18 protein-coding genes are annotated in these 20,954 nt (G+C 45.0%); all 18 read right to left on the bottom strand.

Annotated features, from left to right (window positions below; all coding sequences use genetic code 11):
• Positions 1–380 precede the first annotated feature (380 nt).
• Positions 381–1,205 (bottom strand): glycosyl hydrolase family 28 protein, encoded by an 825-nt coding sequence (locus DMB88_RS31300; RefSeq protein WP_254438210.1) that lies wholly within the window; start codon positions 1,203–1,205, stop codon positions 381–383.
• Positions 1,136–1,846, bottom strand: coding sequence for a hypothetical protein (locus DMB88_RS31305; protein ID WP_254438211.1), 711 nt, complete (start codon positions 1,844–1,846; stop codon positions 1,136–1,138). Before DMB88_RS31305 ends, DMB88_RS31300 begins: the two co-directional genes overlap by 70 nt.
• A 592-nt stretch (positions 1,847–2,438) precedes the next feature.
• Positions 2,439–3,335, bottom strand: coding sequence for a discoidin domain-containing protein (locus DMB88_RS16730; protein WP_128102278.1), 897 nt, complete (start codon positions 3,333–3,335; stop codon positions 2,439–2,441).
• Complete coding sequence (locus tag DMB88_RS16735; protein WP_254438212.1) at positions 3,332–5,896, bottom strand: putative Ig domain-containing protein; 2,565 nt, start codon at positions 5,894–5,896, stop codon at positions 3,332–3,334. Before DMB88_RS16735 ends, DMB88_RS16730 begins: the two co-directional genes overlap by 4 nt.
• Complete coding sequence (locus DMB88_RS31310; protein WP_254438213.1) at positions 5,893–6,786, bottom strand: alginate lyase family protein; 894 nt, start codon at positions 6,784–6,786, stop codon at positions 5,893–5,895. Before DMB88_RS31310 ends, DMB88_RS16735 begins: the two co-directional genes overlap by 4 nt.
• A 270-nt stretch (positions 6,787–7,056) precedes the next feature.
• Positions 7,057–8,334 carry an ABC transporter substrate-binding protein gene (locus DMB88_RS16740; RefSeq protein WP_164848710.1) on the bottom strand — a complete coding sequence of 426 codons (1,278 nt, stop codon included), beginning with the start codon at positions 8,332–8,334 and terminating at the stop codon, positions 7,057–7,059.
• 52 nt (positions 8,335–8,386) lie between these two features.
• Positions 8,387–10,003 (bottom strand): response regulator, encoded by a 1,617-nt coding sequence (locus DMB88_RS16745; RefSeq protein ID WP_128102280.1) that lies wholly within the window; start codon positions 10,001–10,003, stop codon positions 8,387–8,389.
• Complete coding sequence (locus DMB88_RS16750; protein WP_128102281.1) at positions 9,975–11,762, bottom strand: cache domain-containing sensor histidine kinase; 1,788 nt, start codon at positions 11,760–11,762, stop codon at positions 9,975–9,977. The genes DMB88_RS16745 and DMB88_RS16750 overlap by 29 nt, the downstream gene beginning before the upstream one ends.
• A gap of 224 nt (positions 11,763–11,986) precedes the next feature.
• Positions 11,987–13,585: an ABC transporter substrate-binding protein gene (locus tag DMB88_RS16755; RefSeq protein WP_128102282.1), complete on the bottom strand. Its 1,599-nt coding sequence runs from the start codon at positions 13,583–13,585 to the stop codon at positions 11,987–11,989.
• A 67-nt stretch (positions 13,586–13,652) separates the two neighbouring features.
• A complete protein-coding gene (locus DMB88_RS31315) occupies positions 13,653–14,126 on the bottom strand; it encodes a carbohydrate ABC transporter permease (protein WP_254438214.1) in 474 nt (157 codons plus the stop codon).
• Entirely contained in the window at positions 14,123–14,536 is a 414-nt protein-coding gene (locus tag DMB88_RS31320; protein ID WP_254438215.1) for an ABC transporter permease family protein, read from the bottom strand. Before DMB88_RS31320 ends, DMB88_RS31315 begins: the two co-directional genes overlap by 4 nt.
• 32 nt (positions 14,537–14,568) lie before the next feature.
• Positions 14,569–15,144 (bottom strand): ABC transporter permease subunit, encoded by a 576-nt coding sequence (locus DMB88_RS31325; protein WP_254438216.1) that lies wholly within the window; start codon positions 15,142–15,144, stop codon positions 14,569–14,571.
• Entirely contained in the window at positions 15,141–15,530 is a 390-nt protein-coding gene (locus tag DMB88_RS31330) for a hypothetical protein (RefSeq protein WP_254438217.1), read from the bottom strand. The genes DMB88_RS31325 and DMB88_RS31330 overlap by 4 nt, the downstream gene beginning before the upstream one ends.
• 363 nt (positions 15,531–15,893) lie before the next feature.
• Complete coding sequence (locus DMB88_RS31335) at positions 15,894–16,106, bottom strand: NAD(P)H-dependent oxidoreductase (protein WP_254438218.1); 213 nt, start codon at positions 16,104–16,106, stop codon at positions 15,894–15,896.
• Positions 16,107–16,132: 26 nt separating this feature from the next.
• The gene (locus DMB88_RS31340) at positions 16,133–16,300 is read right to left on the bottom strand and encodes an NAD(P)H-dependent oxidoreductase (RefSeq protein WP_254438653.1); all 168 of its coding nucleotides are present in this window, start codon (positions 16,298–16,300) and stop codon (positions 16,133–16,135) included.
• Positions 16,301–16,305: 5 nt separating this feature from the next.
• Positions 16,306–16,542: an NAD(P)H-dependent oxidoreductase gene (locus DMB88_RS31345; RefSeq protein ID WP_254438219.1), complete on the bottom strand. Its 237-nt coding sequence runs from the start codon at positions 16,540–16,542 to the stop codon at positions 16,306–16,308.
• 409 nt (positions 16,543–16,951) lie between these two features.
• A complete protein-coding gene (locus tag DMB88_RS16775; RefSeq protein ID WP_128102283.1) occupies positions 16,952–19,771 on the bottom strand; it encodes a glycoside hydrolase family 2 TIM barrel-domain containing protein in 2,820 nt (939 codons plus the stop codon).
• Positions 19,772–20,159: 388 nt separating this feature from the next.
• On the bottom strand, positions 20,160–20,879 hold the full coding sequence (locus DMB88_RS16780) for a hypothetical protein (protein WP_254438220.1): 720 nt from the start codon (positions 20,877–20,879) through the stop codon (positions 20,160–20,162).
• Positions 20,880–20,954 lie beyond the last annotated feature (75 nt).

Genomic DNA, 20,954 nt, shown 5'->3' on the forward strand with positions numbered 1-20,954 from the left:
ATGGCACAACGACCTTATTGATGCCCGATTCCGGCCGTACCAGCAGACAATCATAGTGAACATACTCCAGTTCTTCTGGCAAGGATCCTTTATCACGCAGCAATCCGATTTCCACTGTTAGCTCCAGCGGCTCGGCAAGCGGAAGCTCAGCCTCCAGTTCAAGACCGTACCAATTCCGTAAATCCACGCTATATTCATTGTTGCTTACAAAGCCTGTACGGACCCAATGATTATCCAGATGTACCCCCGGCAAACGAAAAACCGTTGCCTGACCCGGCTCCAGCAGCAGCCCCTCTCCTGAAGCCGAAGCCAGCTCAGCCTCATCCGAACGTCCCCGATCCCAAGCTAATATATCTATGGTCGTCTGTTTGCAGTACATTTCATTTCCCCTCATTCCTTAGCTTGGTTTCTACCGTAAAAGTAATTTCCTGCGTAAAGGCATTGATATCGAAATTCCCCTGCTCCGGCTCAAGCACAAGCTCGTCGCGAATACGCAAATTTTCGAATACAACGCCTTTAACCTGGCGCTCTGCATCAAAGCCGTAAATTCGGTTGGGATTGACATTGCGACCAAAGTAGGTAATATTTCGGAACGAAATGTCTTCAATGGAATGTCCAGGCTCAGGATTGTAATCTTTGTTCCAGATAACTCGAATATCGATTAGCTGGCCTAGCTCAAATTCCTCTACCCGGATGTTGTCATAAACCACCCGTCGAATCTTATTTTTATCATCCGCGTTGATGGCCATTGCTCCCCAATAGTTCTCCTGCAGCTCATGATGCTCCAGAATATCAATGTTCTCAAAACGGATATCCTCGATTACATCTCCGCTGAGGCGATGATCTCCATGCGTGCCCATCATTAGTGGATGCGCAACGTCTGCCCATAAAACCGAGTTGCGAACCGTTATACGGCGTGTATCTCCATGGTAATCCCACCTTGATCCGTATACCGCGATGCAATCGTCCGAGGTACGAAGAAACACATCGTCAATTTCGATATCAGAACTTGCCATCATATCAATGCCTTCGCACCAGCCCTTGCTACTGAACGATTTGAAATTGGATATGTGAACATGAGTCGACTTGCCAATGTATATGCTGTAATGCGGTGGATTAAGCAGTACAAGGCCTTCTACCCTGATGTTTTTGGAGTACTTGATGCGTATTCCTCGAAAAGCCGAATACCTATGGAATGCAGACAAATCGATAATCCCCGCCCGCGAATGACGACGTTTTCAACCTGATCGCAGACGAACGAACCCACAACCACAGCACCTCCCGCAACATACACCGTGGTATTAGAGGGAATGTGTATAATTGTTTCCTCCACATAATGAATACCTGGTGCAAAATATAGGATGTGCGGACATTCCCCGCTGAGCGTATCCGGCAAGCTAGTGAGCCGTTTAATATCTTCCATCCGGTGAATGCCCGGCTTGATCAAAAGTACTCCGGGATCATCCGGCAATGGCGGTAATGTCTCCAATGGATTGGCAAACAGATGCAGATTGCCAAAGCGATCACCGTTAACCTCAATGGACAGCTTGCATGGCTTACACAGCGTGAAGGATATCGTATTACCTTCGCATACCAAAACAATCGCTGTAGACAACGGCCGAATAACAACCCGCTCCGGTCTGGTGTTCAGACATTCCACGCGAACCTCAACCTGTCCCAACATATCAAAATATGCCATTGAGGCTTGCCGAATTTGGTGCATGTCTACCTGGGTCTCGTATACAAACAGCTCTCGCCAATCTTCCTCCGGTTGACGCACCTGTACCTTGAAGTCACGGCGTTCTCTGTCAACCTCTGACTGCGGATAAACAATCAATTGATTCATGTTGCGCCCTCCTGCTCCCCCAAGTCTTCTTTCATTGTATCCCTGCATTTTACTTGGAGAAATGCTGCTTTTTTGGCGTCATATGTATGGTTTTTTAGCAATTGCATGCAGCCTGTGCCTAAAGGGCAAGGATCTGTTCTAAATTCCGTTTCGTATTTATGTTTTATATTCACTATGTTGTTCAAGAAAAAGAACCTCAGCTCCCCTTTACCACGGATGCTGAGGCTTGTTCTTTTGTTTCAATCCATTGTTTCCCCTTACGAATGTAAGCCCAGCATACGAGAGATCATAACCTTCTACAGCAGCAGAACCCTCAGGCGGATTCAGCCCAGCTTGATTGAGCTGGACATAATCTCCAGCGCTCGTAAATGCGAAGGTGGATTTAATAACCCCCTCCTTCCAGCACAGTAATATTAGCCATAGCTGAAAGCAGGGGCAATACACTGCTCTTGTCTCAAAGAAACTGCTAGGAGTTTCGGATTAAACGGGGGCCATGTGCTGCTAGGACACCTCGACATTCTCGGTGAATTCGTCGCTGCAAGCAGACATCCCCCGTATCTGGAAGAAGCGCCGTTGTTGGCACGACAGCAGACTACAGAGAGACGATACTTTTGTTTGAGACCAGATGCTCCATCGCCATCCGTAGTATGTGTGCAATCCGATCGATCTGCTCCTGGGTAGCGTTTTCTTCATGTTGAACATTCATAGCATCCGACACGGCCTGCTGAACTGCTTCATAGCTCTCCACCGAATACTGGTCTTCGTCTAGATCACTCACCTCATTCACAAGCACCCCCAGCAGCGTATGATCAACTGTTTTGCGATACAGTTCCAGCTCGGCAACATTGGCGTTTCCAGTAGGTGCGTAATACCGATAGTAAGAATATTCCGTCTCATCCGTGATTTGAGCCTGGAACCAATCTGCCTTATTCACGCCGCTAATCGTATATAGCGTATTATAATTAACGCCATCCATTGAGCCTTGCAGCATCGCGCCATTCATTCTCCGACTAAGGTCATCTTTACCGCCGCGAGGATACCATCTCAGGCTTCCCAGCGAAGCTGATTGTCCATCTCCTAGATCGATATCAATCCAGGATGGATTCGCAATAGTATCGGTATAAGTGCTTGTATCGCCATCAAACGCATACCAGCCATTCGTTTCCTTGGAAGCGCCTGTTCCCCATACAGATGTTGAAGCAGCCACCATAGATGGAGCAATTTCAATTCTGGCTCCAATTAAGGTTTCCAGGGATACGAGCTCCTGCTCTGCAGCCAAGAGCTGCTGAAGCAATCCTTTTTTATCCGCCCCTGGCTGCTGGAATGCCTTCTTGATCCGATCCACCTCCTTCTGATATAGGTAGTAGCTACCTTGAGTATACCCGTCAGCAGCAACCACTTTGGAATCTAACGAATCGTATTGATAGTCTCCATACAATTCAACTTCGGACACGTTGCCAAACCAGTTTGTCGAATTAAACAGTCTCAAATAACGATAATCCCCTCATTCAGTAGCTCACGACTGCTAATATAAGTCCACTTCCCTTCTTTCGTTCCTGAAGCAGGTCGGGTCAAGTTTGTCCAGCTCGTTTTGTCATTGGAGCCCTGGATAACCAAGCCGTTCATGCGTCCAGGGAAATTTGGACGAGGCATTAGCATAATGTCGCTTAGCTTGACTTTGGCATTCTCGCCAAAATCGACCATATAGTAGGAGCCTGCTCCAGTAGCCAGATCACCAAAGTTAGTGAGGTTTCCGTCGAACAGCGCATAACCGACCTTTTCCTTCGGCACAGCACCCCCAATCTGATTATCCGATGCGATAACCGTAGCTAGCTTGCCAACCTCAATCCGATTCGATGAATTAACCAGATATAATATGGAATCATCTGTTGTAAAAATAGTTGGCTCAGCAGCAACGTCATCCGTTGTTTTGTAACGAATATTGAAGGATATATTCCCGGTAACCGCAGTATCATCCATGGTTGCCATAGCCGTCCAATGGAGCTGATCGGTCGACTGAACCTGCGCCTCCTGTCCTTGAATCGTTACCTGCACATCGAGGATGGGTTCCGTGGATTGAAAGGTTACTTTTGCCTGGTCACCAATACCAATGCGGTGCTGGACAGCCTGCTCTGAACCAATTGAAACCACCTTCAATTTATTCAGAGTTTCATGCCGCTCTCCATAAATTCTGAACTCGCCCAGTTCAAGCATATTACCTACGGTTCCCCATAGTACATCCGGCTGCGGATGCAGCATCTGAATTTTAATAAAGCGATACTGCTCCTGCCGAAGGGACGGATCAACCTCCAGTATAGCCATCTCGTCGGTAAACGACGTTTCGTCTGGCGTAAGTCTCGTCCAGTTTATCCGGTCGTTTGAACCGAAAATAGCCGAACCTGCCATGCGATCCACAAAATTCATGCGGCTCTGCAAGCCAAATCGCTCTGCGGAAACTTTATAATTAGGCCCGAAATCCAGAATATGGTACAGATCTGGATTAGGCGCAAGCGAGTATACGGGATAAGTATTGTTATTGCCGTCCACCAGCATGGAAATGGAGCTGCCAAAGGTAGAGGTCACGATTTCTGTGTAATCCATACCGCCGTCCAATAACGGCGGTGTAAGAAGCTCAAGGTCTGCTGTTGTTTGCTTTAGCACAAACAAATGCTCGCTAAATTGTTCATCGGTTGCCGTTTGAAGCTGTGCCAGCACTTGATTGTAAGCCTCCTGAAAGTGTCTCAGCGTTGAAGACGTGTATTTAGTTTGCTCATCGTACCTGGAGATTGCTGCTTGAATAGCCGCATTGCGATCAATCGACACAACCACATTCACGTTCTTCGTTGCTACAGTTTCGCCATCGGAGGCGACAACAACAAAGGAATATGATCCGGGCTCAGAGGTGTGCCAAGTGAAATTTCCGGTAGTGTGTTGCAGAGCTGCTTCTGAAGGCGGATCTGTGATCTCATAGAAAAGGGAACCCTCTGAGCTATCCGTAGCCGAGAAATCGATCGTCAATGGTGTACCAGCTACAGTGACGATATCCATAGTATCACGACCAAGTACAAAGGACGGTGGTGTAAGTTGTTGTCCGGCCAATACATTCAAATGATCCAGATCAACTGTGGTGCCACTGCCCGTCACCTTCAAATAGAGCAGGTTGTAGTCATTATCAAGCTGACCGTAGGTGACGTGATTGATGCCCATATCAAAGGTGATATATCTCCATTCTCCATCGGTATCCGGCAAAGTTAACATGTGGTAAGGTGTAGAATTCTGTTCTTTGCTGAGCGTCACCGTTGCTTTGCCGTCAGTTCGAAACTTCAGGCCGATGAGGCGGGAACCTGAACGATCGGCGTAAGACAGATTTTGAAAGACCAGTCTGCTGCCCTTCTCCGTAGCCTTTACTTGAACATATGAGGTATCTCCCTCTTGCTTCTTCTCTGAATTTGGATCAAAGACGGTATAACGATCCTCCAGTTCGACTAGAGCCGGATTTGGTTGTTCCTTGGGCAGCATCGATGCCCCTTCAGCTGCTGCCTCAGCTGGTAGATACAGCCAGAAGTCTCCACCACCGTCAACATTTTCCCAGTTCTGTTTAAACGAACCCTGGTGATAATAATTGGAAGGAATTCGATTCGTAAACGCTTCATAATAAAACGGTGCGTTCTCCGCCAAATCAACTCCTTTTTCGTAGGTATAATAATAATAAAGATCCCAAAAGTTGGCGGTTGTCATTCTGCCTCGATAAGAGTCCGATAATGTACGATAAATACCCTTGGCGTTACCATCCTCTCCATAACTGGAGACAACGGGAATCCACGGAGTATCGTATCCGAGCATATATTGCCAAAAGAAGTTAGCTGCATCAAGAATACGATCATTTAAGAACTCATAGGGACCGACCGCATCAGCTGCTGTAGAAACAGTCCCGTGCACGGGATCGACTTCGGTACCCTGTGCCAGCAGCATACGTGAAATAATGACCGCATTGGTTAGATCACCACCGCCATGCGCCTGATCTCGCCCCATTTCCACATGTTGGATCACAGGGGATTAACTGGTTCCCCGGTCACTACGTTTGAATCGATTAGACGAAACAATTGCTTGACTGAGCCATTGAATCCCTGATTTTTGGCGGTTGTATTAACCGTGAACCATTCAACTGCTTCTTCATAACGCTCCGTATTATTCGTAAAAATATAACCCGCCATCGCTCCGAGCAGCGGATAGTTATGCTGGTTCATGAAGCGATTGTTGTCATGCAGAAAATTCTCAATAACAGGTGTAACTAGATTACTCGTAAAATCGGCCGTGTCCTTCTCCGTCCAAGCCAGTTCAGGGTTTGGGCTGCTGGTATATCGCAGTATTTCCGCTGCCGCAACCATACGGTTAAGCGGGATACCAGTATGAATATGGGAATCGTTAAAATATACATATTTATTCGGATCCATCTGGGACCAAATTCGAATAATATGCATGGCATTAGCCCGGTAAGTCACATCACCGGTAATGTAGTACATGAGTGTCTGAGTATACGCTTTCAAGCCATCCGCTATGAATCTGGAGTTAAATCCCTGACTGTTGAAGGCATCGCTTGCGGGCTTTGTCGGATTGGCAGAGCTTTGATTGCTGGAGATTACCGTTTTGGATGCCGAGGAAGAAACGGTCATTGCTTTATAATACGAGTACCAAGGCTCCTTTTTGGCAGATACCATCGATCTTATCGTTTCAAGTTTTGATTTGGTCAGCCCCACCCCTGGATGAGTAAATCCGTCCGTTACTGTCTCATTGATCTGAACAATATAATTCGTAGCAATCTCTCCTTCATCTGATGCTGTTATTTTTCCCGTTGGCACAATTAAACTTTGGAGCATGCCTGAAATGGCCAGTATCGTTGTAATGCGTTTCCATAAACTGAACTTTCCTGGTTTGATCATCGTTCCCCTCCTCTTCGGATCTACATATTGGTAACGCTTACATAACTCTTCATTATTGTATTTTAGCTGCCCGTTGTTGTACATGTGCCTTTTTCTAGTTGCATATGCAGATTTTTTTGGAGCTCTTCTATCATCTAGCCATTTTTTGACCATAAAAATCCCCTCCAAGTAAGCGAGTGTGCTGTACACCCTTTTTTCACTTGGAGGGGAATATAATTCATGCAGAGCAGCCTCTTTAAACTGGATAACGCTTCAAATGATTTCACAAAGCTAACGACGGACTTTTCGCTCGTCCCAAATGCGGTCTGCTTCGATTAATGCTTCATCGATCGACATAGTTCCGGAGAGCATGTCTTGCACAAGATCATAGAATGCATTGCGGAAGCCGGGCGGGATCTCGTCCGCTCCCCAATAATGCTCCATCCCGCGAAGTTTCAACATATCCGGATTATCAAGCCACTGCTCTACCTCTTGCATAAGCTCGGAAGACTGAATAAACAAATGCTCACTGGTAACCGGAGTACCACCCACAGCCTGCAAATAATTCGCATACTCTTCATTACTGTAGAAAAAATGTAAAAATTGCTCGATAACCTTAGCTTTATTCGGATCGGCAGCAGCCAGAGATGACATGGCCCAGCCTGAAGGCTGCGGCAATCCAAATATATGAATGCGTCCCTGACGGTCAGGAACCGGAAAGAACCCAATCTCAAAATCAGGATCGGCTTGCTTCAACTGACTGAACATCCAGGGCCCAGACATCATCATCACCGCTTTGCCGCTAACCAAATAGTCAATGGTCTGATAATCCGCAATGTTCATGAAGCCAGGAACGATGTAATCCTCGTCCCACAATACTTTCAGATCTCGAAAGGCCTCTTCAGGATCAGCATCCGTCCAGCTAACCTGACCTGCGGTTCGTTTGCGGTTCCACTCCTGATCTTTGGAATACACATGATCCAGCATAAAATGATTTGTCCAGAAGCCCATATGCCATAAGTCCTTGCCACCGACAACAAGCGGATATATGCCCTTGGCTTGAATAATCTGGCACAGTTCAAGAAATTGTTGATACGTGGCAGGCTCATTTAGGCCCCATTCCCGAAACAATTTCTTGTTATACACAATACCTTGAGGTACCTCCGCTTTAAGAGGAGCAGTATATATTGTACCATTCACCTTGGGAATGTCATCAAACAGCCCGACTATACTCTTCGGCAACTCAGCTAACAAACCTGCATCGGCAAACATCTGGGTATCCCGCATTTCCACTAGATCGGGGAATTGACCCATTGCATCAAGCAATGAAAGTTCATCTGCATACCCCTTGGCTTGCTGTGTATGTTCAACTACCGAAATTTGCACGTTGAGATGTGATTTTTTAAAGTCATTAATGATTGTTTGAATGCCCTTGTGGTGTGCTCCGTCTCCCATGGCATAGGTAATCGTCAATTGAACCGGCTCCGCTTCAGAGGTAGGCGATGAGACAGAATCTTCCCTCGTTACAAGGCCGCAGCCTGCAATCACCATAAGTAGCAACGCAATCATGATCTTCTTCCACCAGACAAGCTTGTATTCACAAAGGTATGACCGACGATGTTTAGTTGTGTAATCCATGTACCGTCGTTCCCTTCGATTGCCTGAATTCTTGTGGAATCTGACCATAGTGCTTGCGAAACATATCGCTGAACAAGCGGGCACTGTTATATCCCACCTTTTCCGCGATTTCATAGACCATCAAATTGGAGTGCAATAGCATTTGGCGAGCATGCTTCATTCGTATCTCGGTCAAATATTGTTTATAATTTTGCCCCGTATGTTTTTTGAAAAAGGTGCTAAAGTAGGAAGGATTCATGTATATAAGCCCCGCTATCGAATCCAGCGTAATGTTCTCCGAATAATTAGCCTCAATGTATTCCTTGACTTGCTTGATCTGCCCATGTTCTTTGTTGCCCAGGCGGCTTTTCACCAACGGGTGAATGTCCGCGATAAAATCGCCTACATAAGCCTCCACTTCCTGCAGGGTATCGAAATCGCTGATTCGCTTAAGCAAAATACGAAAATCTTCATTGTATGTCTCCAGCGAAACCCCCATGGTCTGTAATTCCTGTCGGAGCGTTATCAGCGTATCGTAAACGCAAGATATAGCTGTTTGCTTATTGCTGACTGCAGCCTGCTTGATCGCTAGCAGCAGTCGTGAGAGGGGCTCTTGGAGAGCATTCGCGTCAACTGACTCAACCAGGTGATCAAGTAGCTGTGACTGCATTTCCTCAATACGTAGCTGTGCAACAGGTTCTGCCGGAGACGTATCATAGGGAATGACATGTCCGGTGCTTAGAAAGTAGGCCCAGTCCAAGGCTTCAAGTGCTTGTCTGAACGAGGTAGCTGCATCCTGGAGAGAGCTTACGGCTCCCCCTACACCAATCGACATGTCTAACTTCAAATAGCTGCGAACCTGATCCCGAACTGTTTTTGACACTTGAATCGGCAAATTTTTATCATCACATAATATGAGATAACAGAACATGTCGCCCTTGCGGAAGAATAAGCTGTTTGGGATGTTCTTCAAGCTTTCGCGCATAACATTGGTTATGGCAAAATCAATCAGCTTACGTTCTCGCTTCTGCCATCTTATCTGGTCCTGCACACCCCGGCTATAATCAGCCACGCAAACGACTGCATGTTTGTCATCGTTTAGGTTCAAGGATTTCTGAAGGGCATGAGCGGCCTTATCATCACCATCGGTCAAACGATCCAGCAATTCTTCAAAGGATCTGTCTTTATTATCCCGCTCCAGATGCTGAAGCTTCTCAAGCTTGCGCTCCTCTTCCGTCTCGTCCCTGATTAAGGATACCGCCTTGTGAATCACTTGCTTCAGCTGATTGGTATTCACGGGCTTGATCAAATAATCCAGTGCCCCGTATTTCAATGCCTCCTGCGCATAATCAAACTCTTTGTGGGCGCTAATAAAGACAACCTTCGGTGTTCGCCGCGATGCCTGAACATACCTCAGTACATCGATGCCGGATTGGCCGGGCATGCAAATGTCACTGACAATCAAATCTGGGTTGCAGCGATCAATTAACTCAATCAGTTCGTTTCCATCATAAGCCTCACCTGCAATTTCAATACCGAGCGCCTCCCAATCGATGAGCATTCTTAAGCCTCTCAGGATGACTGGCTCATCGTCAGCGAGAATCATTCGAATCGTGTTCATGCCGCACCTCCAGGTTCAGAGGAAGCAGAATCCGTACCGACGTTCCGATATGCGGTCTGCTCTCCATGTCTAGTCCATACTGGCTTCCATATGCTGCCTTAATGCGTTCATGCACATTTTTGATACCAATGCTTTTACCCATGTTTCGATCCTGGTTTTTCACGTGAATCCGCAGGGACTCTAATTGTTCTTGCTCCATTCCTGCCCCATCATCGTATATGGTTATACTGAGAATATCGCCCTCAAGCCGTTCTATTGTGATTAATACGATTCCCTTTCCGCCCTTGGGACGAATACCGTGATGAACCGAATTTTCAACAATGGGCTGAAGAATTAGCTTAAGCACGATGGCCGAGGCGAGCTCCGGCGACTGCAGCTCGACTTGTAATGAAATACGATGGTCAAACCTAACCTCGATCAGATGAAAATAGTGTCGAAGGTGCTCTAGCTCTTGTGCCAGTGTTACAGACTCATCCCCATAATCAATAACATACTGCAGTTGGTCTGAAAGTGCGTGGATCATATCAGCTACCTTTCGATCCCCATTGGCAACTGCGCTCATGCGAATGACCTCTAGCGTATTATACAAATAATGCGGTCGAATCTGGCTTTTCAGTGCGTTCAACTCTGCCTGCTTTCGTTTGATTTCATTGATATATGCATCGTTAATATATTCCTTGAGTCGTTCTACCATTCGGTTAAAGCCATTAGCAAGCCGTCCCATCTCATCCTTGCGGCCAACCTTCAACTCAATATCCAAATTGCCCGACTCTACTTTGATCATCTGGCGTATTAACTGCAAAATAGGTCTGGTGAACATTCGTGAAAATATCAAGCCCATCAGAAACAAAGCAGCAAAGCTTGCTATAGCAGCCACCCAGACACTTTTTTTCGTACGAATAATCGGAGAATAAATATCCTCCTTGGACATTAACCCCACAACTTTACCTTGGATATAAGGAAGCGGCTCACTGAAAACAATCATATCTCCACGGGCTTTGACTCCGAATTCGTCAAAACGGGAACCGATTTTATCACGTCGGTTCGAATATAAAATGATACCGTTTTCATTTACGATGAAAATCTCATCTTTTTTACCAAGTCTCGATTGCTGAAGCAAACTGTCAAACACGTTAACGTCAATATCCAGAAATAAGGTTCCGTAGATTTGGACCGGATTCTGTACGCCTCGGGAGGTATCGATCCAGCTTCGTGCAAAGGTCATCACCAAATCCTGGGAATTGTAATATACCTCCATATGATATGGGAAAACAGCCAGCTTTTTGGGGTTGGTTGTAAGCGTGTAGTTCCACTCTATCGGTGGATAACTGACAAAAGGATCCATTTGCTTGCTGCCTCGGGATTGCTGATTCAGCGTTCCGCCCTCTGCTCGCACAAACAGCACATTCTGGATATTCGCGTCGCTGAACAGCACCGTTTTAATGAAATCATCCATGGCAGACGAGTTAAATCCACTCGGATACAACTCTGAGGAATCTTTCAGAAAAATGTCGTCTGGTTGTGCCTTGGTGTACATCAAATTGGAAATATTATCGTATTTTCTCAGCATGTCGTTCACGTTATTACGCATGTACACCATCATTTGCTGTATGTTGTTGACCGTATGACGCTCGATTTGTCCGGTAAACTGGTACAGAGAGAGCATGCTCAGTACGAAGATCGGAAGAAGGCCTGCCACTAAAAAAGCAACAGAGAACTTGAAAAATAAACTCTGCGTAAATTTTGGTCGAATTTTCATGTTGCTCGCTCCCGTTACGTCAATGGTCTTGGTTTCATCATAAACCGAAATTGCATATCATAAAAGATTTTTATACGAGATTCCAATCAAGGAAGAGAAGCTGACTAACCATGAATTTCAAAGGAGTTCGATTTAGCGTTTCCCAAGGTGGACGCACATGCAGAGAACACCCGCCTATTGGCACGGGTGTTCTATACTGCATCCGATCAAGCAAGATGATGATATTAGCTTTCGTTCTGATCCAGGAACATCTGAGCCTGCTTCACCAGTTCCTCGCGAACCTTCTCAAGACCGAGATTGCGTAGCTCTTCGTTCAAGTCTGCGGCGCTTTGGCGCCAATTGGAATCGAGCCCGCTTTTCAGAATTGGATCAATCGTGGCCGCTTTCGGCTGAAGCTTGGCGATTTCTGTTTTGACAGACTCGGTATTAAATACAAACCCGGCTAGTGGAAGCTTGTAATACGTGTCGTCCTGCGTTTGATAGGTAATGAGTTTCATGGCATCCTCAGAGTTATCGCCACTTATGCGAGACATCGTTGGATTCCAGGTCAGTTCATATCCAGGGAATGCATAATTTTTCGTCTGTTCTGTCGATTTATACTCCGTATCGCCGGATTTTGTCCAATGCGTGCCTTCGATGCCCAGTTCGAACAGATCATGGTTCTCCTGATCACCGAACAGCCAATCCAGGAATTTCATAGTACGATCTGCGTTTTTGGATGTCGCCGGAATTACGAGATAGTTCCACGCTTTATATTCCGTTCCAATAGAACCTTTTTCCATATTGCGAATTTTGGAGTTATACACAAAGAACTCCAACTCTGCATCAGGTACTGCTGTTTTTAGTTTGTCTCGCATGCTGGCAAAGCCATTAATAGTACCTTCGTTTGCAGCTGATTTGCCACTGGCGAACAATGCACCCGGGTCTTTTTCATTTAAAACGTCTTTCTGTACATACTTATTCCATTCAACCTTCGTATCGTTATTACCGTAAAAGTAATCTGAGCTGTTAAATGGAGCCGGATACTTGGCAAATTCCTCTTCCGGATCGCCAAGCGTCGAGGCTCCCAGAACCTTTTTCCCATCCTCGGACAAAATCAGATTAAATGTGGTGCCGGTTCCTGCAATCGCGTAAGGTTCGGAACGAACCTGGGTCTGAGGCTCCTCATTGCCAAACATTTTAAAGAATCCGCGATCTCCCATTAAGGCAAACGGAATCATTTCAGGCTCGTTTTCCTTTACTTTGTCGAGATAAGCCTTAAGATCGTCATAAGACTGGATCGGAGCCAAACCGTATTTTTCTCTCAGATCCTTGCGAATATATATAACCTCGGAGTCATAGTACATGTTTGTAATCGGAATCGCATAGAGATGTCCATTGACTTTGTTTGCATCAAGAAACTCTTGCGAAAATGCTTTTTTTAAACCAGGATATTCATCATTATTGAAATATTTATCCAACTCTTGATAGAAGCCTTGGGAAATGTTCTGGTTCAGGTTCATCCATGGCGCGTCAAACATCAGGTCTACCGCTTCACCTGCAGCCAGCTTCAGCTTGGTTTTCTGTTTATGGTCTGATGCCGGGTTAAATTCGAGATCGAGCGTAGTGGTCAACGTATCCTTGCTAAGATTACCGAATTCGGTAAGTACCTTATCCATGTCTACCGGCTTGTCGCCGAAAAGCATGACCTTCAGTGTAACGGGATCAGTCGATGAAGTGTTCGCGCCTTCTGAACTGCTGGATGAAGACGAGCATGCGCTTAGCAGTCCGCCCAAGAGGGCGGTAACAACAAGGGGTGCAAGAATTTTAGTTATTTTTTTCATGATACAACAACCTCCCTTTATGATGTTTGATGTCTTGTATAAATGAAAGGCACAGTAGCAGATTGGGTTATCCTTTTACCGCCCCTACCATCAATCCTTTGACGAAGTATTTCTGAAGAAAAGGATATAAGAAAATAATCGGCCCAATCGTCACTACTGTAGTGGCTAAGCGTGTGGTCAACGTAGGCACTACATAGTTAGGCAAGCTGACTTTGGAAGACAACTCGGATGCGAATTGTGTATTGCTCATAATTCTCATGATCAAATATTGCAGCGGCCACAGATCCTCTTTGGAGATGTACAACATCGCTTCAAACCATTTATTCCAGAAGGCCAGCGCGTAAAACAGGCCAACTGTTGCTATGGCAGGCATGGAGATAGGTAAAATAATGCGGAATAAAATGTAGATGTCATTCGCGCCATCGATTTTGGCCGATTCCGCAAGCGATTCATCAATCGATTTGAAAAAGTTACGCATCAGAAACATGTTCCATGGACTAACCAGTGCCGGAATGATCAGCACCCAGATGGTGTCTTTCATGTCCAAGTATTTGCTGATAAGCAGGTAGTTAGCAACCAGACCCCGTGGAACAGCATAGTGAAATAGACGTAAAAGTTGATCGTGTTCCGGTACTTCAGATGACGAAGTGACAATGGATAGGCAAGCGCACAGGTGACCAGCATAGCAAGTGCCGTGCCTACAACAGTGACAAAGATCGTCACTCCGTAAGCTCTATAGATGGTGGCATCCTTAAAGATTAGTTTGTAGGCATCCAGTGAAAACTCACGCGGCCAGAGTGAATACCCGTACTTCAGAATGCTGGATTCGGTCGAAAGTGAGCTGCTGATAACGGAAATGAACGGAAATAGACAAAAGATTGCAAATACGGTCAGCAGGACGTAAAAAGCGATTTTCACGCTGTAATCCTGCCAGCTTTCTTTGATTACCACATTACTTCACCTGCCTTTGACTTCTGCTAGATTTAGAAAAGAGCGGATTCCGGACTGAATTTCTTGGCCAGGCTATTCACCACAACAACCAATATGAATCCAACGAGGGATTGGAAGAAACCAACCGCGGCGGCCATACTCATATCCCCTAGATCCATCAGAGCGCGATATACATAGGTGTCGATTACGTCAGTTGTTGGATATAACGCCACATTTCGCCCAATCAACGCATAGATCATGCCGAAATCGCCGTAAAAAATACCACCCATGGCCAAGAGCAACATCAGAATGATCGTAGGCTTCACTAATGGCAACGTAATATAACGAATTTTATGCCAACGACTGGCTCCATCAATGGAAGCGGATTCATAGATGTCCGGATTAATTCCCGTAATAGTAGCTAGATATACGATGGAACCAAAGCCGGCTCCCTGCCATATTTTCATAATCACCAGAATCCAAGGCCAGTATCCCGGCTCGTTATAGAAGGAGATCGGTTCAACTCCAAACAGTCCAAGCATCTGATTGATCATCCCTGTGTCCGTGGAGAGTAATGAGACCGAGAACATCGCGATTACTGTCCAGGATAAGAAGTTCGGCAGTGTCACGAGCGTTTGCGTAACTCGCTTGAACCTTTTGCCCCAAGCTCCGAGAACATGATAGCAATGGCAACCGAACCTAATGTTCCACACAAAATGAACATCGTGTTAAGAAACAAAGTGTTGGCGATGACCTTTAACGTATCCGTCGATTCAATAAAAAAACTGAAGTTTTTCAAGCCTACAAATTCGCTACCGGTTATCCCTTTGATAGGGTTAAAATCTTGGAATGCAATAACGATTCCGCCCATAGGTAGATAGGAGAAAACAAAAATAACGGCAATTCCGGGCAAAGCCAGCAAATACAGCAAATAGTTTTTTTTCATCTCTGCAAAGAAACCTGTTTTTTCTCCTCGCACGGGATTTCCAGTTTGAAGAGAAACATTGCTCTTCATATGTTACAGCCTCCTATCATTTTCTCTTTCTCTATTCACTCGTCTTCCTTGAAGCAATTTAAATATAGCACTGGGTTGAACAATGATAAATGCGGATTCTTTTGGTCGATATGTATGTTTTTTTAGAGGATGTTAAGGGCGTGTTATAACGACAATGTGATTCTAATCCAACTGTTAATCGCTTTAAAAGAGACACTCTACTCACACTAAGACGTTTATCTAATCAGCAATGGTCTGCGTTGTCGCCCTTGGAACGGAACAAGCACTTATACCGTACAATAAGACAAAGAAGCCGCTAAAATAGCGACTTCAATGAAAACATTTTTTCCCTCGACTGGGTTTGACCATCAAACTTATTTTTAATTAAAATACTTCCGCTTTCAAAATAGCTCTTTGAATTGCTTCTGCCTTAATTTGTTGTACTTGATCCGGTTTCTCACTCATACCCTCAACAAATATAGCCTCTACATCTTCAACGCCCATCAAATTCATAACAGCCTTCAGATAGCTATGACTGTATTCAACATAATTAAACTTCCCATGAGAAAGTACTGTCCCAGATGCTTGAATATGCATTACTTTTTTTCCTTGCTGTGTACCCTTTAATCCAGCCAATCCCGTAGTCCATTATCTGCTCGTTTAACTGTTTCTCCAATATTTATGATGATGTCTATATATGCCTTCAAAACGGATGGAAAAGAATAATTCCAAACGGGATTGACTATCACTATTTTATCTGAATCTTTGAATTGTTGAATGAGCTCATGCATTCGTATCACGTCATTCTTCGTCTCTTCGCGTAGTTTATCAAAAGCATTACCATATGGTGGTTGCCCCAGTGTCCTAGGATATCGGCATCGATTTGTGGAAGATCTGTACGGTACAGATCGAGATGAGAGATAACATCTTTTGGATTAAACTTCTTGTACGTTTTAATAAATTGGTTTCCCACGGACAAACTGTAGGTATCCGTGTTGAGAGGATGAGCTGTTACATACAATACATTTGCCATAATCATGACACACTCCTTTTATTATGTTTCGCTTTCGATAAATAGATCGAAAACATGTAAATTTACATTACAACTTAAAATGCTCTTCTATCTTCTACGTAGTTCACTTAATTTCGCTAATGTAATTAATATAGTTACATTTATTCGATATGTCAATATACGGTTATCACCTGGATACAATGGGCATGGTAAATACACTCCTGCTTATACAAACGTCTTCTTATTTAATTAACCTCGGCTGTGATTCCTATGAAGCTGAGTAGAAGCACCTCATACTCAAAGGTTCATCTAAGCGGAAATGGAAGTAACATGACAAAGACCCTTCCACCAATGAAAGGGTCTTATATGCACGTATTTATGAGAATAACTTTGTATGAATAAAAACTTGCTACCTCTTCTTCCCTTTAACTTAGTTAAATAACTTGCGAAGTTCCTCGACTTCGAGGCGCGCAGCTGGCTGGTACGCTGGGCTCTCTACGTAACGCTGGAAGCTGTATAATAATTCTCTTCCCTCCAGCGTTGCCATCAGGCTCTCCAGATTCAGCGCTCCCATCAGCACTCTACCATTCCTCATCTGGAACTCCATCAATAGTCCGAGCTTATGATTACGTTCAAAATTATCAATGGTCTGCACGATGGGTTGCAGGTCTTTATTCAGCTCATCCAGAATGATGGATGAAGAATCGGAAACGATGCTCCACCATGGATAAGTCGAATACTCCTCTGTCACAAAATGTTCGAAGGCCGGATGATTCTGTTGAATCAACAGGCCCATTGTGCCCACGGGAACTTCTCGTTTCATATTTTCGGATATCGATCGGAACATAGGATAAGACCAGAAATCCGTGCTGTAGAAACCTTGGATCGCATGTTGAATCTGCTTAGGATTCGGGAAAAGTAGAATATCCTCTCCTTGCTCTAGCAGCGCCAGCGCCTCGTCCGAGAGTTGGGTGAATAGATTCAAATTGCTCAGATCCACCTCCTGTTGACTCGGGTATATCCACAGGTCGTAAGACTTACGGATATCCGTGCCCGGAATAGACAATTTCATCTCCACTTTGGTCATTTTGGAGACTTCAGGGATTGGAATACGGAGTTCCGTGATACTCACATGATTTTCACCATGGAATGCTGGCAGATTCACTTCACCTTCTACAAGGATGCTGCCTTCGAACTGCTCGCTTTGCAGTAGCCATTTCAATTGAAGTCCATCCAATGCTTGTCTCCGGAAGTAACTAAGTTCAATACGTGCTTCGAACAATTCACCGGTTTGATAATTATATTTGGGGAATCTCGCCAGCAGCACAGCATCGGAACAGAACGTTCTCCACTCCTCTGGTGTGATCATGCCCTTGGAATCCATGAATGCGTCCAGCACACCTACCAACGCTGTTCCCTGACCACTGAAATCCTGGAGATCCAGCAGTTGGAACCCGGCTAGTTGCTGCGAACGAAAAGCGGCTTCCAGTTCCTCCTTGTAACATTGAACCGCGAGTTTACCCGAGGCTCTGAAATAGGCTGGCGCCAGATGTCCCAGTCCTTTGGCTTCCAGACGCTCTCGAAACACTTCGAAGTTCTTCGCTTTGAGAGAACCCGTGTACTTGTTAATCTCCTCGAAATTAGGAAATGTGGCGTACTGTCCAATTTCATGCGAGATGACCGGTACATGTGAGACAAGTTGATCGCTCCCGGCTTCGGCCTGTACCGTTTTGGAGCCTGTCCCATATTGAATCTGAATTTCTTTTCCCCCCGTTTGCGAAGAGGGATCAGCATCGCTTCCTTGCGCAGGTACAATGTTTGAATCATAATCTTTCAACGTGTTTGGCAAGTCAGTCTGCACATGACCCAGCGGAGCATCACACATCGCATACGTTCCTCTGAACAGGCGCTCTTTGGAGAAACGTACTCCGCAAAAAAATTCGCTTTCCTCCAGAATGTCCGGCACAAACTGAAAGTTATTGGAACCTTCAGTGTAAAGATGACGATGATCATATGCCTTGTATTCCTTCAGGATCGCATTCAATTTGTCCTTGCTTCCCCATAGTTCATTCCCCATGGACATCATGACAAACGAAGGATGGTTACCAAAAGTCTTCAGCATCGCAAATCCCTCGCTAATCAAGTAATCCTGCTCTGCTTGATTGTGTCCATCTGAGGATTCATCCGTAATCGTTCCCCAGAACGGGAGCTCAGGCTCCATGTAGATACCGAGCAAATCCGCTGCAATAAAAGCAGCCTCTGGCGGGCAACAGGTATGGAAACGGTAGTGATTGATGCCGTAGGACTTGGAGATAGCGAGAATACGAGTCCATTCATCCACATCGGTTGGAGCGTATCCGGTCAGCGGAAAGATCAGCCCGTCATGCTTACCTCGCAGAAACGTTTTGCGACCATTAATGGTGAATTTGTCTCCAGCCGCCCGGAATTCTCGTAGTCCCGTCCATACTACGGTGGAGTCCAGAACTTCACCGTTCTGATCTTTCAGTTCGATATGAAGTTGGTACAAATTAGGTTCATCATCACTCCATAACATTGCGTCTTCGCCAATTTTGTACGTCAGCTGGATTTCCTGCACATCCGGGGTGAAGATCTGTTCCTCCGTCCTATACACCGGATCTGCACTGACCGCAACAGCTGATACCACGATTTGCACACCTTGCAGTTCACCAACAAGTGATGCCTTGATCTCGAAAGATCGAGTTGCCAAAACAGGGTAGACTTGAACATTATCCAGAAAAACACGCTCGAAAAATTGTAGTTCCAGCTTCCCTGTAATCCCGTTCCAATTCGTCTGTGTGTCCTCAGAAGTAAGGTGACCTCCTTTGGTTGGATAATCGGTATTGTCCACTCGAATTGTAATTGTATGTGTTCCAGCAGTTAGCCCTGCCTCAATCTCATAACGGTGAGGTGTGTTCAGACTGTTCTGTGTCCCCAACTCTTCCCCATCGATCCAGACTGTCGTAACTCTCGTTCTCTCCAGATGCAAGAAGCAACGTTTGTCAGCCAAGTGTTCAGGAATTTCAATCTCTCGTGAAAACCAGGCATATCCCTCAAATAAATACTCATCGGTCAGCGCACCAATTAACACATTTTCGTTTTTTTTGCCTTTGCCCGCATGAGATGTAGTATTCGGCAATGTTATAACGTTCGAAAAATTCAGACCACGTTCTACCTTATGTTCATCGAGTTGGAGTTTCCAGATACCCTCCAGATTTAGTGCAGCTATCATGATAATATCTCCTTTTTTATTCATAGAATCGTTAAAGTAAACGCTCTCAAGTCGCAGAAACCGTTTTCGGAAATCATACATGTATTATAAACTCGATTGATGCTCCTCGCATAGTTTATTTACTATTAAAATCCAGATCATGTTTATTAAGAATTTCAGAGTGGAGGGTTTTCTTTCATGTTATACTTTCACTGCATAACACAAATAACCTCCACAGCAATGGAGGTTATGACTAAAATACTTTTCTCAACCTTCTATTATAGTGAAGCATTCTCCGTATGCATAGTACAAAATCCTTACAAATAGCAATATAGTAAGAAAAAAGCCGCTATAATAGCGACTTTGTGGTGAATCATATACACGGCTTACCAACATCGATCACTACATTTTAGTCCAGCAGGCTGTAGATCTGAATGCTCTCCACCTTGGCATCCTTGATATGAAATGACATCACATCTACATAATTGGATGGCTCATAGCGGAAGTCATCTTCCTCATCGGGGGCTCCATCACCAAGCAGTTTCCCCTCAGGGTAGGCGTTTTTGAGTGTATCCAGACTATCTCCTGCTTTAATGTTTCGCACTGTCGCATACTTAGGATCTGTAATTTCGATATGGAAGATAGAGTCTTGTTTCCCCTCCGGTATACTGATCGTTTTAATCTCCAGACCAGGATACGTATACACCTTTTCTGTAAAACCGATTAACGTATCCATATTGGTTCCATCGTCGGCACTGTACGTATGAGATTTCAGGTTATCCGGTTTGCCCAGCATTTGTTCCATCTGATCTTCATTCGCTGTATCCGAAATTGCAATGGTGTGCTCATTATAGACAAAAGCAAGCTCCTTCAGCACCACATTGCCTTCCTTCTCGATCGACCCTTCCTTAATCGCTTCAGAACCCTGTCCTTCGGAATTCTCTGAAGCAGGCGTAGTAGAATTAGGTGTTTCTTCGCCTTTGCCCTGTTCATTGGACGTGCTATTTTCACCAGGGTTCTGGATTGCTTCTGGCGACTTGGCGCCATTGGACTGACAACCTGTCAGTGCCATCGTTAATAACATACTCAGCAAGATACCAGTTGTAGCTTTGTTTATCAGTTTCATCATGATCCCTCCATAAATGTGTGATTTCTTCTTATGAAGTGATTATAAAAAAAGCATTTGTTAGTCTCATAACAGAAT

This window comes from Paenibacillus sp. DCT19 (assembly GCF_003268635.1).
GTDB lineage: Bacteria > Bacillota > Bacilli > Paenibacillales > Paenibacillaceae > Paenibacillus.

Coding starts and splice junctions, on each gene's coding strand:
- DMB88_RS31305 (WP_254438211.1), bottom strand. CDS start 1,846: ATGAATCAATTGATTGTTTATCCGCAGTCAGAGGTTGACAGAGAACGC.
- DMB88_RS31310 (WP_254438213.1), bottom strand. CDS start 6,786: ATGATCAAACCAGGAAAGTTCAGTTTATGGAAACGCATTACAACGATA.
- DMB88_RS16740 (WP_164848710.1), bottom strand. CDS start 8,334: ATGATTGCGTTGCTACTTATGGTGATTGCAGGCTGCGGCCTTGTAACG.
- DMB88_RS16745 (WP_128102280.1), bottom strand. CDS start 10,003: ATGAACACGATTCGAATGATTCTCGCTGACGATGAGCCAGTCATCCTG.
- DMB88_RS16750 (WP_128102281.1), bottom strand. CDS start 11,762: ATGAAAATTCGACCAAAATTTACGCAGAGTTTATTTTTCAAGTTCTCT.
- DMB88_RS16755 (WP_128102282.1), bottom strand. CDS start 13,585: ATGAAAAAAATAACTAAAATTCTTGCACCCCTTGTTGTTACCGCCCTC.
- DMB88_RS31315 (WP_254438214.1), bottom strand. CDS start 14,126: ATGAAAGACACCATCTGGGTGCTGATCATTCCGGCACTGGTTAGTCCA.
- DMB88_RS31330 (WP_254438217.1), bottom strand. CDS start 15,530: ATGAAGAGCAATGTTTCTCTTCAAACTGGAAATCCCGTGCGAGGAGAA.
- DMB88_RS31335 (WP_254438218.1), bottom strand. CDS start 16,106: ATGCATATTCAAGCATCTGGGACAGTACTTTCTCATGGGAAGTTTAAT.
- DMB88_RS31340 (WP_254438653.1), bottom strand. CDS start 16,300: ATGCATGAGCTCATTCAACAATTCAAAGATTCAGATAAAATAGTGATA.
- DMB88_RS31345 (WP_254438219.1), bottom strand. CDS start 16,542: ATGGCAAATGTATTGTATGTAACAGCTCATCCTCTCAACACGGATACC.
- DMB88_RS16775 (WP_128102283.1), bottom strand. CDS start 19,771: ATGATAGCTGCACTAAATCTGGAGGGTATCTGGAAACTCCAACTCGAT.
- DMB88_RS16780 (WP_254438220.1), bottom strand. CDS start 20,879: ATGATGAAACTGATAAACAAAGCTACAACTGGTATCTTGCTGAGTATG.